Genomic DNA, 15,038 nt, shown 5'->3' with positions numbered 1-15,038 from the left:
AGAGGAGGGACAACACCTCACTGATTGCACTTTATGCAGCAGATTTGGCTCTAACCCGCTAAAATTCATTTTATTGTATTTGATACAATTGATTTCGGGATAGATGCCCCAAAACACCTTTTTCACAAAAATCTAATGTACAAAGTGCTATAGCATATCGGCCAAGTCTAACCTCATGAAACAAGCTGCGTATGACCACTAACGCAAAGCAGCGATTCTCCGGGTAAGGCGGAGAATCGCTGCTATATAACATTTTAACCGTCAGCCCAATCAAGCGGTATTCTCAATAAACCATTGGCCTAGTTCGTTCACCGGCATGGGTCGTCCATAGTAGAAGCCCTGCATCACCCGGCAGCCCAGCGACTGCAGCAGCTCAATCTGCTCAGTGGTCTCTACGCCCTCGGCCACGACCTCCATGTTGAGATTGCTGGCAATGGCAATGATGTTACTGATAATCGCCTTCTTGGAATGCATCTTGCTCTTGCGGATGAATACCTGATCAATCTTCAGAGTATTGACGGGAATCTCGTCCAGGTTACCCAGCGAAGAGAAACCGGTTCCGAAGTCATCCAGCGAGACCCTCACCCCCAGATTCCGCAGCTTGGAGAGCTGGGCAACTGTCTCCTCCATGTTGTTCATCGCAATAGACTCGGTAATCTCCAGTTCAAGGAAATGCGCCGCAAGACCGGAACGCATCAGGGCCTCTTCCACTACCTCATACAGGCTCCCGCCTTCAAACATCCGTGCTGACATATTGATCGAGACCGCTACACTGGCCACCTTCGCCTTATGCCAGAGCATATTCTGTCCGCAGACCTCATGCAGCATCCAGTAGGTAATAGGGACAATCAGGCCGGTCTCCTCGGCAATCGGAATGAACTCAGCGGGTGAGATAATGCCGTGCTCCGGATGTCTCCAGCGCAGCAGCGCTTCAAGACCCACGGTTACATTCAGCAGGGAATCCCACTTCGGCTGGTAGACCACCATGAACTCCGAGCGGGCCAGCGCCTTACGAAGGTCCTTCTCCAGCGACATCCGCCGTACCTGATGACGGTTCATCTCCAGATCGAACACACTGAACTTATTCTTGCCCGAATCCTTGGAAGTGTAGAGCGCTGTATCGGCAGCCTTCATCAGAGCCGAACGGTCTGTCCCGTGCGCCGGGGTCATACTGATTCCCACACTCGCGGTCACGTATAGTTCATTACCTTCAATGCTGTAGGACTTCTTAAGCTCCTGCAGGATATGCTGTGCCACTTCCTCCGCCGCCCCGATGCTGCAATCGGGCAGGGCAATCAGGAATTCATCGCCGCCAAGCCGGAAGACCTTGCCTATCCCGCCAACGCAGCAGGTCAGCCTGGCCGATACCTCGCGCAGCAGTAAATCACCAATATCATGACCCAGCGTATCATTGATGGATTTGAAGCGGTCCAGATCGACAAAAAACACGGCGCCCGAGATACCGCCGAAGAAATCATCCTTGAAATAACGCTCCAGACCATGACGGTTCGGCAGCTCAGTGAGCGGATCATGATAAGCCATGCGCTCCAGTACATCCCTGTCCAGGAAAACAGCGCCGCCGGAGATCGCCAGCACAAACAGGGTAACCAGCGAGATGCCGGTCAGGAGAACCACATCCGTCTCCATCAGCATAGGTGCAGTAGACTGCCAGCTGTAGTAATGCAGGCCGCTTGTTCTCAGGCTAGAATAGTGCATTCCGGTAACCGCCAAGGCGATGAACATTGCCGAATACAGCTTCCAGCGGCTAAACCCTGCGTAATCCTTGAATCTGCGGAACATAAATACTCCGATATAGGAGGCGACCAGCGCAATCAACACCGATACGGCCTGATCCGCGAACTTATAATGAACCTGCGCATTCATCTCCATGGAGGACATTCCGGCATAGTGCATTAACGATATACCGCCGCCCAGTATGGTGCCGCCCGCAAGGAACCGCCAGCTTCTCTGGCGGGGGGCCGCCGCTATATGAAACGCTGTATAACAGGAGATCATAATAATTAGCAGGGACAGAACAGCCATAGCCGGATGATAACTGACCTTGAACGGCAGGCGGCTGGCCATAATGCCGACAAAATGCATGGCCCAGATCCCGCTGCCAAGCACACTGGCACCCGACAGCAGCCAAAGACGCCTGATCCGGCCCGCGGAATGGGAAACCTGCGAAATCAGATTAAGCGCGGAGTACGCTGCTGCGGCAGCAAGTGCGAAAGATAGTAAAACAATCCAGATATTATAGTGGATTCCCATTTGATCCATAGTTGACCTCTTCACCGGTTATAGTATCAGCGTCGTTTCAGCGTCTATCTCAAGGTATTCATCAATATACGAATGGCGGATAAATGGAAGAGTATATAAAGAGTTTTGGCATTCCCTGAAAACTAACTTTAGCTGTATTCTACCTTGTATTCGGCAGAGTGTCTAAGTAAATACTGGAACTTAGACCCTTTTTTTAATGTCGGCAAAAAATGTCCATATTTGGCCTCAGCCCCCGGCGCGGAGGGTTGGAAGTCCGCCGCTCTGCGAAGGGTCCGGCAGGAAGGCCCGGCGCCAGACCCAGACATTTGCAGCTGCCAGAATTACCAGATAGATGTATATTCCCGCTGGAATTAAGGTGAATACATAATGTACTCCGGCCAGCCCGGCCAGAATGAACAGCTGGACAAAAGCACTGCCGGTAAACTCCTTACGCTGCGATGCTTCATACTTCTCGGAGAACGGCAGCGCTTTGGGGAACGTGAGGAAGCAAATAACGGAATATAGCATCAGCGCAAGCACAACCACGGCCATATCTGCAATAATCCAGGAGCCTAACAGCAGGACGAACACGGCTGCTTCCAGGGCAAGAAGCGGAAGCAGCAGCTTCATTACCATGGCCTTGAGCATTCCCCGGTGCACCATGGCCGTTCCCTGCAAAGGGATTGCCCGGTAGATCCATGCGCCCTTGTAGCTGGCAGAGTAACGGACCATTTGTACCGCAGTCATCATCAGGAGTGCACAGTAATAGATAAACAGAAAGGACTTGGACCCTCTAATGCTTGCCAGATCCCCGCTCCACACCTGATTGAAAATAAAGATATAAGGAAAGATCAGCGCGAAGCCAACGGTCGGATATACCCGCAGCTTGAATTCACGTTCATGCTTCATCATGGACCAGGTGAAGCGGAAGAACATGGCCTCTACCCTGTTCCGGCACACGAGCTCCGACAACAGGCGTGGAAGCCGCCCGCTGTCCCGGCCCGCCGCCCCCTGCTCAGCCAGCTTCTGGAGACTGCGTTCAAACAGCGGCATCAGCCGGATATAGGCGGTGAACAGCACGAGCGGAACAACCACGGACAGAGCGGCCAGAATGGTTAGAGACTGGCTCCTTGTTCCGCCCATGAGCAGCTCGAACGGCGCCCCGAACCAGACGGGAGGCAGCAGGTAATGCCACCAGGCAGGGGTGAACTCAAGGCCCAGCTCTGAGATATTGAACAGCCGGCTGACAAGCTGGGCACCCACAGTTACAACCACCGAGAGAATGATCTGTACATAGTTGATGATGTCCTTCAGTTTTTCCCCGTCGAAGAACCTCAGGATCAGCAGATAGACCAGCGCGGTGAACACCAGAATGAAGCCGTCCATCAGAATAATCTCTGCCCCGTACAGGAAGAAGAACATCGGCCCGTGCCGGAATAGAGAGAACAGCAGCGATGGACCGGTGAAGGTTAGTGTTAACGTCAGCAGGTAGATCAGGATATGTATGCTCTTGGCCATATTCAGCGTGCGGCGGTCCACCGGCTTGGAGAAGAGGATGTTCTTATCCCGCAGATCCAGCATAACTGTCGAGAAGTCAGAAATCAGCGTTGTTGTAATCAGAAACATCACTATACTGAACAGCAGGCTCATCATCAGGATATGATGGTCCCTGGGCGCAACAAAGACGAGCAGCATTAGCCCCAGCAGCAGATACAGCCACTGCACCTTAAACGAGGAGCCCTCTATATTCAGCTTGGAATTCTGTGCCCCGGAGAACAGGGTGGGGGTCCGTCTGCCGTCCATCGTAAGCTTAACCTGAAGAATGCGCCGCATGACGGCGTAATCGGCTCCAAGCCTCTTAAAGATCCACTGCACCCGGTCCAGCAGCTTCAGCACCCGGAATTCATTCATGCGCCGTCCCCCCGCCAATCACGGCAACGAATTCACTGGCGATATCACTGTACTGATCGAACCCGGTGAGCTGATTAAAAATGGCCTCCAGCGAGCCCTCCCGGCTCTTCTCCCGCAGCTGTGAGAAGGTTCCGTCCGCAACAATATCGCCCCCGTCCAGCAGGATAATCCGGCTGCTGATCTTCTCCACCACATCCATAATATGCGAGGAATAAAAGATCGTTTTGCCCCTTGCCGCAAGTGTGGCGAAGATCTCCTTGACCACCATGACGCTATTGGCATCCAGTCCGCTGAGCGGCTCATCCAGGAACAGGATATCCGGGTCATGCAGCATGCTGGCAATCAGCAGCACCTTCTGCTTCATTCCTTTGGAATAGGAGGCAATCCGCATATCATAGGCCTTGTCCAGGCTCAGCAGCCCCATCAGCTTCTGCGCCTTGGCATCAGCATCCGCCTGCTGCATCCCGTACAATTCCCCGATGAAGGTCAGATACTCCCGCGCCGTCAGGCTGTCATACAGCTCCGCAACCTCAGGCACGTAGCCGATTCTCCGTTTGTAGGCTGTGTCACCGTCCGCGATATCCCTGCCAAAAATACGTATGGTCCCGTTGTACCCCTCCACAAGCCCGAGCATGATCTTGACGGTAGTGCTTTTGCCCGCACCATTGGGTCCGATGTATCCGATAATCTGTCCGCGGTATACCTCCAGATTAATCCCCCGCAGCACCATTCTGTCAATGTAATTCATCCATAATCCTTCAATTGAAATGACCGGTTCTTCCGGTACGCCCATTGTTGTCTCCTCCTTTGGCCTTGCTCACTCTTTATTCCAGAAATAGAAATTACCAATAACCCTATTCTAGCAAATTTTAGCACTTGATACGTGTGATTTATTGCAGCCTGACACCCAGTCTCGGGAAGCAGGTGGAATAATGTCTCTTAATTTATTGATTTCTGATGATTAAAGGCAAGCAGGTGGAAAAACAGCATCTACTGCTGTGGGTTCATGCCTTTTTGGGTGAATTGTGAGTATTTAAGTGCTGTTATTCCATCTGCTGTTGCAGTAGAGACCATTTGTTCACCAGCAAGTGGACAAAATCCAACTGCTAGCCAACTGCTAGCGTTCACGGAGGCATCCCGGCTTATCCAATGGGCAGATAGAGGCATCAGAAGATGAATCACCGCCGTTCAAGAACATGTGTTTTATGAAGTGCAAAATTGAGGAGTTAAGGAGTTGAGCGGATGAGGGGAATATAGGGACCACAAGAGCCTCCCAGCTGCCGGTAAAGGGCAAAATGGGAGGCTCAGTTGTTCTTTCTATTAATCTCGGTTGTCCACTCTGTTAATCTCCGCCTCGTAATGACGGGCGGAGAGCAGATATGAAATTACACGAAGCTGATTCGTTGACGCTTGCGGGCCGATTCCAGACAGCTCTCAATCAATCGCATATTCAGCACCGGGTCTTCAGCGGCAATCCAGGGCTTGCCGCTGAAGACCGCAGTAGCGAAATGGTCGGCTTGCTGCACGTAAGGATTGGCTCCGAAGGCCTCCACGCGCCGGGGCTCTTCCCCGCCGTACACGAAGAACTCCGCATCGTCGAATCTGGCATTGAACGGCATCGGAACCTCAATCCGTCCCTCTGTGCCAAGCACCTCCAGCAGCTGGCGGTTGTATGCCCACATGCCGCAGTCGAAGATCAGGCTCTTGCCGCCGGGGAACTCCACCAGGCCGGAGGCCATCATATCGACGTTGTCATGCTCCGGCGAGAACAGCGCCTGCACGGTGACTGCCTCCGGCTCTGCACCGAACAGCAGCCGTGCGGCTGTGAGCGGGTAGCAGCCGACATCATAGAGCGAGCCGCCTCCCCAGGCGGCGTTGAAGCGGATATTGGTCGTATCCTCAGCATCGTTGTAGGTGAACGTACCGCGGATCGAACGCAATTCGCCAATCTCCCCGCTTGCTATAATCTCCTGCAGCTCGTTAATCCGCGGATGATGGCGGTACATGTATGCCTCCGCCAGGTGAACTCCCGCCTTCCGGCAAGCCTCAACCATCTCCACAGCCTCGCGGCTGTTCAGTGCAATCGGCTTCTCGCATAAGATATGCTTGCCTGCTTCCGCCGCGCGGATCACCCACTCGCAGTGCAGATGATTCGGCAGCGGAATATAGACGGCATCCACCTCCGGGTCGGCAAGCAGCTCCTCGTAGCTGCCGTATGCCCGCTCAATACCGAACTCGGCGGCTACAGCGCTGCTCTTCGTAAGCCCGCGGCTGGCCACCGCGTGAATCACTCCGGTCTCTGACTCCTGAATAGCCGGCATCACCGACCCTGTGGCAATCTGGGCGCAGCCCATAATTCCCCAGCGAAGCTTCTGTGTCATAGCGATACACCTTCCTTCCTGTTAATTCTTCCGCGTATACCCTATGAACACCATACCATAGAATCGGGCATCTCTCTAAGCGGGCTATATGGAGATCCATATAACAGCTATACCCAGCACAATGATTCTTGCCACGCTCATCAGGATGAAATTCTTGACGGACAGAATGAAGGTCGTCCCTTTATGCTGCTCCTCATGGAAGCGTGCGATGTTGCGGCGGAGCGGAATCAGTGTCAGCAGGAGCAGAAGGACCAGGACCGGATGCACCCCCAGCAGGACCAGCACGATCATATCCGCAAAAGAGACATAATAGAGCAGCCTCCACAGCAGCAGCGCATTCTCCCGTCCGATATACACCGGCAGTGTATACCGGCGGTTGTCTATATCATCTTCAATGTCGCAGATATTGTTCGCGAGCATGATCCCGGCAATGCCGAGGATAGCCGGTACCGAGAACCAGAACAGGTACAGCACCTCAACGAAATTAATATGCAGGCTGATCCATTCTCCCTGAAGCAGCAGAGTGACCACCGTCTGGTCGGAGTGAATATAGGCCGAGATGAAGATAATGACGAACCCCATGAACAGCCCGGAGAACAGCTCCCCCAGCGGCATCCGCGAGATGGGAATCGGCCCGAAGGAATAGAGGATACCGATAAGGAAGGACAGTCCGCCGAGCAGGAACACCAGCAGTCCGGTCTGGAACACCAGGGCAATCCCCCCGCCTGCCGCAAGCCCGAGGAGGATGACGATCACCGCCACCACCGTGCCCTCCTTCAGCTTGTAACGGACAATCGGATTATGGGTCTCATACCCGTAGCCATGGGTTTTGGACGCTTTTTTGAAATCATAATAGTTGTTGATCGCCGTTGTCGCCATATCAAAGCTTAGCAGCGACACCAGCATCAGCGCGAAGCGCAGAATATAGAAGTCCTCGAACCGGTACAAGGCATACAGTGTCCCCAGCAGCAGCGGGAGCATACTTGCCACCTTCGTCGGCAGCTCGACAAACTTGAAGAACGTTCTTGGATTCACGGTCATTCATCCTTCTCAGTCATATGGGCGCGTTACTGTGCAGAGGTGGTAATCGTTACCGGCGACCATTCAGCGATGACCGTCTGGCCATGCGCCGATACACTGCCCTCGGGGGTCAGATCCTTCTCAGTCATGATGCCCAGTGCGATGGTGAAGCTGTTGAACTTAATAGGCACATTCTGCTCGCGCCGCACCTCCTGGCCGTTCACATAGAACACCGCTTCATTGTTGCCCCGGTGGTAGGTAATCCGGTAAGTATTGAATTCGCGCGGCTTGAAGCCGGTATCTTCCTTGAAAATACAGAAGTACTTAGTGCCGCCGGTCTCCGGTACGGTTACGCCGGGGAAGGGGAGAATTCCGTATACGCTGGCGTATTTGTCGTTGCCGGCGAAGAAATCAAGCGCTGCACCCGTAGTGAAATCCAGCAGGTTCAGCGAGACATAACCGTCATACAGATCACCCGGAGCAGTGCCCTGCGTACGGGCGCGGATCTGCAGCTCGAAACTGATCTCGCCTTCCTCCGGTATGTCCACAGGCTGGGCTGAATAATACATATGCTTGGCATTATCCAGAATCTGCACATGGTCATTCCGGCGGCTGAGCTGAGCACGCACATACAGATAATCATTGCGTACAATCACTACCGCCTCCGGCTCACGATAGGCCCAGAAGGAGCCGTCCGGCAGCTTGAAGCCGCCGGTTTGCCAGACCTTGCCTTCGTTCAGAATCGTATGATAATCCCCGATCACCATTTGTTTGCCCTCTGTATCCATGAATTCTCCCGCTTTCTGTAATGTAGTAGATTTCTGTCTTGCCATTAGATGAGTCCTTGAATCAGCAGGGCCACAGCCATGATCATCCCGCATCGCACCGATGCGCGCTGTGAGGCACCCATCAGCGGCAGGTAAGCTGCCGAAGCATTCTGCGGCTGAAGGCTGCGGTAGACCTGTACCGGGGCAATTGCCGTAAGCAACGCGAGCAGCGCATACACCGGCAATACATCAAGCAGCACACAGACAATAAGTGAGGCATAAGAGAGGTAGAGCAGCACCCGCGAGAAGATCAGCGCTCTGCGTTCGCCCCACACCACCACCAGCGTGCGCTTGCCCGCCTGCTGATCGGCTCTCCAGTGCAGGAAGTGATGGTTGAACAGCAGCAGTGTCGTCAAAAGGCCGATGGGCAGCGACAGCAGCACGGGCTTCAGGCTGAACTCCCCCGTCTGAACGAAATACGCGCCCAGGACAGGCATTAGCCCGAAGGCCAGGAAGATCGCAAGCTCGCTGTAGCCTTTCCCGCGGTATCCGAACTGAAGCGGCGGAGCGACATAGAAGTAGGCGATCAGCGCCCCTCCGGCCACAAACCAGAGAATCTCCCATCCGCTGTACAGGCTGAGCAGCACGCCGCAGCAGACCGCAAGAGCCAGCAGCCCCCAGGTCAGCAGGGCAAACAGGGATTCACGCATAACGCCTCCGGACAGAAACCCGGAGTTCGTTGAGATTGCCCCAGGTGTATTATGCGCCTCCGTATCGGTTCCGTTGCGGTAATCCCACAGATCATTCACCATATTGGAGAATAGATGGGCCGCAGCCGCTCCAACGAAGGTTATAACAAATAAAAACGGATGGAATACTCCCTGCCATACATAGGCCCCGGCCGTTCCCAAGATCACCGGTATGAGCATAACAGGGATGACTCCAAACCGTGAGGCTTTCTTAAATAGTGTCCACTTCTCCATCATGCCAAGGAAGTTCTCCTTTTATTATTATTTGATAATGATTATCATTAAATTATTATACATCAAAATTCGACACTTTGGGCAGATTTACGCTGCAAAATATTCCCTAATCGTGGTACACTATTATAGATGGTACTTATTTCCTATTAAGTCTGAAATGTTAAAGGGGATCAGATGAAACTCCGCAAAAAAATAATTATCTTCATTAGTTTGGTTGCCACGCTCGGAATTAGCGCTACCTACCTGCTGCTTCACGTGATTCTGCTGAACCGCTTCGAGAAGCTGGATGAGGCGCAGCTGCAGCGCAACCTGAACAAAGCTGTGGCTTCTTATCATAGAGAGCTGCAGGACATGACAACCGGACTGCTGAATTATACCGTCCGGGATGAGACCTACCGGTTCATGGAGTCTGCTGCGGCTCCCGGCTCTGCCCGTTCCGGTAGCACGGAGCCTGCCTTCATCCGCAGCAGCCTTGACCCGGCTACTTATCCTATGGATCATTTCGATATGATTGCCCTGCTTGATCTGAACGGCCAGCCGCGATATGGCGGTTCCTACGATCTCCCATCAGCTAAGGTTACCCCGTTAACCCAGGAGCAGCTAACGCTCATCAAGCTGATCAATAGCCGTCTGCCTGCCCCCAAGACCGCCGAAGAGAGCACAAGCGGCTTCGTCAATCTGGATGAGGGGCCTATGCTGATTACACTTACACCCATACTTAACAGCAGTACAGACAAGCCGGTCATTGGAACCGCGCTTGCCGGACGGATGCTGCATCACGAAGTGACACAGATCTGGGAGGATAGCCTGTCCAGTATGGACATGTCACGCATTCCTTCGCCCCTGCTGGAAGGCAGCGGAGGCAAGCAGATCTGGACTAGCCCCCCCTCGGGCGGGGAGATGTCGATTCACACCGTGTTAAATGATTTGTTTGACGATCCGGGAATGATCCTGTCCCTGAAGGAGCCCCGCCAGCTCTACAACAGCGGATTGAAGTCGCTTGCCACCTTCCGTCTGTTCTATTTCATCTCCATGCTGCTGCTGCTGACTGCATGTATGCTCTTCGTCAACCGGTTCATTCTGAGAAGAATGTCATCTCTCGTGCGCAATATCCGCGCGATCGGCAGCAGCAAGGATCTGTCGATCCGGATTCCAAGCTCCGGGCAGGATGAATTCAGCGAGGTGGAGGTGGAATTCAACCGGATGATTGACTCGCTGGAGCAGACCCACGATGAGCTGCGGCAGCAATCCATGCTCGACCCGCTGACCCGGCTGCCCAACCGCTCGCTCTTTTTTGACAAGCTGAATGAAGCGATTGCCGCCGTTAAGGGAAGTGACCGGCAGATTGTGCTGGTCTTCATTGACCTGGACCATTTCAAAACGGTCAACGATACCCTGGGCCACGATTTCGGCGATGCTATCCTGAAGGAGACCGCCTTCCGGCTGACACAGGTTGTCGGTACGCATGATGTGGTCTCCCGGCTCGGCGGGGATGAATTCACCATTCTGCTCTATGATGTTCCGGGTGCCGACAGCATCGCCCTGCAGCTCTCACGGATTCAGGAGGCCCTCTCCATGCCGCATCATATCAAGGGGCATCTTCTATATAATACAGCCAGTATCGGCATCAGCATTTACCCGCAGAACGGTGAAGATGCTGATTATCTGGTCAAACAGGCGGACCTGGCCATGTTCCATGTCAAAGAGACCGGCCGCAACAACATCTTCCAGTATTCAGAGGATCTGGAAGCAGGCATCCGGCGTAAGAAGGTGCTGGCCCAGCAGCTTCTCTCCGCTGCCGCCGGGAACGAGTTCGAGCTGCACTACCAGCCGATTCTCAGCGCAGGCCCATTGCAGGTATCCAAAGTGGAGGCCCTGCTGCGCTGGAATAGTCCAAGCTATGGAAATATCTCACCGGCCGAATTCATTCCGCTGGCAGAGAGCAGCGGCTCCATTGTCGGGATCGGGAGCTGGGTGCTGCGCCAGGTCTGCTCCGATATGCGAGAGTTCCGCAGCCGGGGGCTGGAGCTTACAGCCGCAGTGAATATCTCCGCACTGCAGCTGATGCAGCCGGGCCTGCTGGAGCTGCTGCTGGAGCTCCTGCAGGAATATGATCTGCCTGCCTCCAGTCTGGAGCTGGAGATCACCGAGAGTGTCCTCGTCTCCGGGGACAATATCTTCCTGTCGCTGCAGCATCTCAGAGCGAGCGGATTCCGGATCTCGCTGGATGATTTCGGCACCGGGTTCTCTTCCTTAAGTTACCTGCGCCGCTTCCCCGTTGATGTGATCAAGATTGACCGCTCCTTCGTATCTGAAATGTTACAGGACGCTCAAGGAGATGTGCTGGTGAAGGCCATTATTGAGCTGAGTCATAATCTGGGACTGCGTGTAGTTTCGGAAGGCATTGAGCATAAGGAGCAATTCGACAGGCTGCGCGCACTGGGCAGTGACGAGCTTCAGGGGTACTATATCAGCAGGCCGCTTCAGGCCAGGGCGCTGTATTCTTTTCTGGAGCAGGAACATTATTATACCGGACACAAATGACCACTTCTTAATATAGGCAAGCTACTGGCGTTATGATATGATAGGCAAGCTGATAACAGCACCCGCTTAGGGTGCTGTTATCCTATGCGAACACTTATGAAAATTGGAGGCTTTCCTTGTTATGTCAGCGCAACCGCACACCACTCAGTCCGTCAAAATCGTCACCGCCGACCCCAGCGCCATCGGCTTGTTCGGACTCGCTATTGTTACCCTGGTCGCTTCTTCACAAAAGCTGGAAATCACAACAGGTCTCAGCTACTGTATTCCTTGGGCAATCTTCCTCGGTGCCTTCGCCCAGTTGTTCGCATCCATCCAGGATGCCAAGCACAACAACACCTTCGGCATGACTGCCTTTGGCGCCTATGCATTCTTCTGGTTCGGCATGGGGGCAAGTTGGCTGATCAAGCTCGGTGTCTTCGGCGCAGCGCTGGCAGAGGGCGTTGATCCCAAGCAGCTCGGATTTGTTTTTGCAGGATATCTTGTGTTCACCCTCTTCATGACGCTCGGTGCCGTTGAGGCGAACCGTGTACTGCTGATCATCTTCATTCTCATTGACTTCCTGTTCCTCGGCCTCTCCATGGATGCCTTCGGCGTCGCTGCGGAATTCTTCCACAAGCTGGCCGCCGTCTCGGAGATGGCTATCGGAATTGTATCGCTCTACGGCTGCGGCGCAGCAGTACTTAATGCCCATTTCGGACGCACCTTCCTGCCGGTCGGCGCACCGCTAGGCATCTTCAAAAAATAGCTTCCGCTTCCTGCGGAGCCGCCATATTACCCTATTCAGAGCAACGGATAAATACTCACTGCCCTTCATGCAGACAGTATTTATCCGTTTTTCGATTTCAGCGTTTTTTGTTAGGAATTCCCTTGCGCAAACACGATAAAAATGACATGCTATAGAAACATCTGCGACATATATCGACATTTTCCTGTGGTGTAAGAACCACTTTTATTAAATTGGAAATTTACGGCTTTAATTTTTCCCGTATCGGAGGCAATTCATGGCTTTCCTTAGTAAAAAGCCTTTAACGATCATCATCGGCTTCATCATCATTCTTCAGCTCTCCCTGTTCTATTACTATTCCGTATCACTGGGCCGGGAATACAGAGCCGAGAAGGCAGATCTGGCCTCACAGGCCGTCATGCTGACCTCGAATATCGAAGAGAGAGTGGCTATTGTCAAAGGCGTCAGCTCCTTCATTCAAACGGTCGGGTTCGATGCCGATCCCGCACTGATCCAGGACTACCTGATCACGGCGCACACCAACAACGCAAGCAATGTCACGAACATTATGATCGCTCCCGACGGTCTGATCCGCTACCTCTATCCGCTTGAAGGCAATTCGGCACTGATAGGCAAAAGCCTGCTGCTGGATTCCGCTCTGTCCTCTCCAGGCATGATCCAAGAAACATTACGTTCCCGCGGTATCACAGTAGACGGTCCGCGTACGCTGGCCCAAGGCGGCTATGGGATGGTCATCCGGCAAGCCCTCTATACGGGCAGCTCCCTGGACGGTATTGTCTCCGTCACCGTGAAGATTGATAATATCGTCAACCAGCTTGCTTTTAAGGACAGCCATATCTATGTCAGCGCCAAGGATCATACCTTCCTGTTCGGCAATGAAGCCCATACGCAGGACCCGCAGCTCACCATTCCCGTTAACGTCTACAATCAGCACTGGCTGATGGGCATGTCCCTGCCCTCCTACAAGAAGTGGCAGGTGCTGCGCAGCGTGCTGTGGATTGATATCGCCTTCCTGCTTGTGATTGCCTTCATTCTGTATATTTTCTGGTACCAGAGCCGCTTCAACCGTGAGCTGGAGCGGGTAGTCAGCATCAGGACCCGTGACCTGCGGATTTCCAAGCGTCTATATGAAAAGCTTGCGCATTACGACAGTCTGACGGAGATCCCCAACCGCCGCTTCTTCATGGATGAATTCGAGCGTCTGCTGCAAAGCTCGGAGCCGACGCAGACCTATGCCTTATTCTTCTTCGACCTGAACCGGTTCAAGGAGATCAATGATACGCTCGGCCACTCTACGGGTGACCAGGTGATCAAGACCCTGGCGGGCCGTCTGAAATACGGAAGTCTGCCCTTCAAGCTGTTCGCACGCACTGGCGGAGATGAATTCGTGATGATCTTCCCCGATCTGCCGCGCGGGCACATCCCTGTGGTTGCCCAGCAGATCAGCACGCTGATCTCCGAGACCCTGCTGATCGCCGGGGCGCATCTCAGCTTGTCCACCAGTATCGGAATCTCCCTGTACCCCGAGCATTCGCAGAATACGGAGGATCTGCTGAAATTCGCCGATATGTCGATGTATCAGGCCAAGTCGCAGGAAGACGCCAATTACTTCATCTTCGACTGGGAGCTGCGCGAGAAGCTGGATCAGAAGACGATGATCGCCAAATATCTGCATTCCGCCCTGGAGCGGGAGGAATTCGTGCTGCATTATCAGCCCCAGATCAATGCCGTTACAGGTAAAATGATTGGCCTAGAGGCACTGGTCCGCTGGAATCACCCCGAGAAGGGGCTGATCGGTCCGGGAACCTTCATCACCGCCGTTGAAGAAGCCGGACTGATGATCCAGCTCACCGACTGGGTGCTGCGCGAGGTGTGCCGCCAGCTCTGCGAGTGGCGCGGCCTGGGTATGCCGCTGCTGCGCACCTCGATCAATATCTCCAATAGCTGGTTCTATAACCGCAATCTGATTGAGAATCTGTTCGCCGTGCTTGATGAGTACGGGCTGGATACGGATGTGCTCGAATTCGAGATCACCGAAAGCACCGCATTGCTGGAGGAACATTACCCGCTGCTGCAGCAGATGCGCGATCACGGAATCATCGTGTCCATTGATGATTTCGGCACGAAATATTCGTCGCTGAATTATCTGAAGCATTTTCCCGTGAACAAAATCAAGATTGACCGTACCTTCATCACCGGCATCGGCGTCAGCTCCATTGATGAGACCATTATCAAATCCATCGTGTTCGTCGCCTCCCAGCTCGGCTATGACCTGATTGCTGAAGGGGTCGAGACGCAGGAGCAGCTTGCCTTCCTGGTGAAGCATAATTGTCCGCATATTCAAGGCTTCCTGTTCTTCCCTCCGCTGCCTGCGGACGAAATCTGGAGATTGGCTTCCTGAACATCGAAATCTGCTTTGCAAGCGGAA

General features: G+C 53.6%; 10 protein-coding genes. 3 read left to right on the top strand and 7 right to left on the bottom strand.

Translation table 11 applies throughout. The features are described from left to right. Positions 1-270: 270 nt before the first annotated feature. The 7 genes from HQN87_RS17195 to HQN87_RS17165 form a co-directional block, all read right to left on the bottom strand. Entirely contained in the window at positions 271-2,280 is a 2,010-nt protein-coding gene (locus HQN87_RS17195; RefSeq protein WP_173135950.1) for a putative bifunctional diguanylate cyclase/phosphodiesterase, read from the bottom strand. Between the two features lie 225 nt (positions 2,281-2,505). Continuing rightward, positions 2,506-4,170 (bottom strand): hypothetical protein, encoded by a 1,665-nt coding sequence (locus HQN87_RS17190; protein WP_173135948.1) that lies wholly within the window; start codon positions 4,168-4,170, stop codon positions 2,506-2,508. Further along, positions 4,163-4,963 (bottom strand): ABC transporter ATP-binding protein, encoded by an 801-nt coding sequence (locus tag HQN87_RS17185; RefSeq protein ID WP_173135946.1) that lies wholly within the window; start codon positions 4,961-4,963, stop codon positions 4,163-4,165. The genes HQN87_RS17190 and HQN87_RS17185 overlap by 8 nt, the downstream gene beginning before the upstream one ends. Positions 4,964-5,555: 592 nt before the next feature. Next, positions 5,556-6,551: a Gfo/Idh/MocA family protein gene (locus HQN87_RS17180; RefSeq protein ID WP_173135944.1), complete on the bottom strand. Its 996-nt coding sequence runs from the start codon at positions 6,549-6,551 to the stop codon at positions 5,556-5,558. Between the two features lie 84 nt (positions 6,552-6,635). Next, positions 6,636-7,586: a 1,4-dihydroxy-2-naphthoate polyprenyltransferase gene (locus HQN87_RS17175; RefSeq protein ID WP_436836475.1), complete on the bottom strand. Its 951-nt coding sequence runs from the start codon at positions 7,584-7,586 to the stop codon at positions 6,636-6,638. A 32-nt stretch (positions 7,587-7,618) separates the two neighbouring features. After that, the gene (locus tag HQN87_RS17170; RefSeq protein ID WP_254075535.1) at positions 7,619-8,404 is read right to left on the bottom strand and encodes a DUF6081 family protein; all 786 of its coding nucleotides are present in this window, start codon (positions 8,402-8,404) and stop codon (positions 7,619-7,621) included. Next, positions 8,404-9,324, bottom strand: coding sequence for a prenyltransferase (locus HQN87_RS17165; protein WP_254075534.1), 921 nt, complete (start codon positions 9,322-9,324; stop codon positions 8,404-8,406). Before HQN87_RS17165 ends, HQN87_RS17170 begins: the two co-directional genes overlap by 1 nt. Before the next feature lie 171 nt (positions 9,325-9,495). Between HQN87_RS17165 and HQN87_RS17160 the strand changes: the two genes are divergently transcribed. The 3 genes from HQN87_RS17160 (at position 9,496) to HQN87_RS17150 (ending at position 15,011) form a co-directional block, all read left to right on the top strand. Continuing rightward, complete coding sequence (locus HQN87_RS17160; RefSeq protein ID WP_173135940.1) at positions 9,496-11,865, top strand: bifunctional diguanylate cyclase/phosphodiesterase; 2,370 nt, start codon at positions 9,496-9,498, stop codon at positions 11,863-11,865. A gap of 121 nt (positions 11,866-11,986) precedes the next feature. After that, positions 11,987-12,610: an acetate uptake transporter gene (locus tag HQN87_RS17155; protein WP_173135938.1), complete on the top strand. Its 624-nt coding sequence runs from the start codon at positions 11,987-11,989 to the stop codon at positions 12,608-12,610. A 256-nt stretch (positions 12,611-12,866) separates the two neighbouring features. Continuing rightward, complete coding sequence (locus HQN87_RS17150) at positions 12,867-15,011, top strand: bifunctional diguanylate cyclase/phosphodiesterase (protein ID WP_173135936.1); 2,145 nt, start codon at positions 12,867-12,869, stop codon at positions 15,009-15,011. Positions 15,012-15,038 lie beyond the last annotated feature (27 nt).

This window comes from Paenibacillus tritici, from assembly GCF_013204885.1.
In the GTDB taxonomy this organism is placed as follows: domain Bacteria; phylum Bacillota; class Bacilli; order Paenibacillales; family Paenibacillaceae; genus Paenibacillus_AQ; species Paenibacillus_AQ tritici.
The sequence above is the reverse complement of the archived record's forward strand: the minus strand, read 5'-3'. Positions and strand labels throughout refer to the sequence as shown.

Excerpts from the sequence above, each read along its gene's own strand:
- HQN87_RS17195 (WP_173135950.1), bottom strand. The coding sequence starts at position 2,280 with ATGGATCAAATGGGAATCCACTATAATATCTGGATTGTTTTACTATCT.
- HQN87_RS17190 (WP_173135948.1), bottom strand. The coding sequence starts at position 4,170 with ATGAATGAATTCCGGGTGCTGAAGCTGCTGGACCGGGTGCAGTGGATC.
- HQN87_RS17185 (WP_173135946.1), bottom strand. The coding sequence starts at position 4,963 with ATGGGCGTACCGGAAGAACCGGTCATTTCAATTGAAGGATTATGGATG.
- HQN87_RS17180 (WP_173135944.1), bottom strand. The coding sequence starts at position 6,551 with ATGACACAGAAGCTTCGCTGGGGAATTATGGGCTGCGCCCAGATTGCC.
- HQN87_RS17170 (WP_254075535.1), bottom strand. The coding sequence starts at position 8,404 with ATGGCAAGACAGAAATCTACTACATTACAGAAAGCGGGAGAATTCATG.
- HQN87_RS17165 (WP_254075534.1), bottom strand. The coding sequence starts at position 9,324 with ATGATGGAGAAGTGGACACTATTTAAGAAAGCCTCACGGTTTGGAGTC.
- HQN87_RS17160 (WP_173135940.1), top strand. The coding sequence starts at position 9,496 with ATGAAACTCCGCAAAAAAATAATTATCTTCATTAGTTTGGTTGCCACG.
- HQN87_RS17155 (WP_173135938.1), top strand. The coding sequence starts at position 11,987 with ATGTCAGCGCAACCGCACACCACTCAGTCCGTCAAAATCGTCACCGCC.
- HQN87_RS17150 (WP_173135936.1), top strand. The coding sequence starts at position 12,867 with ATGGCTTTCCTTAGTAAAAAGCCTTTAACGATCATCATCGGCTTCATC.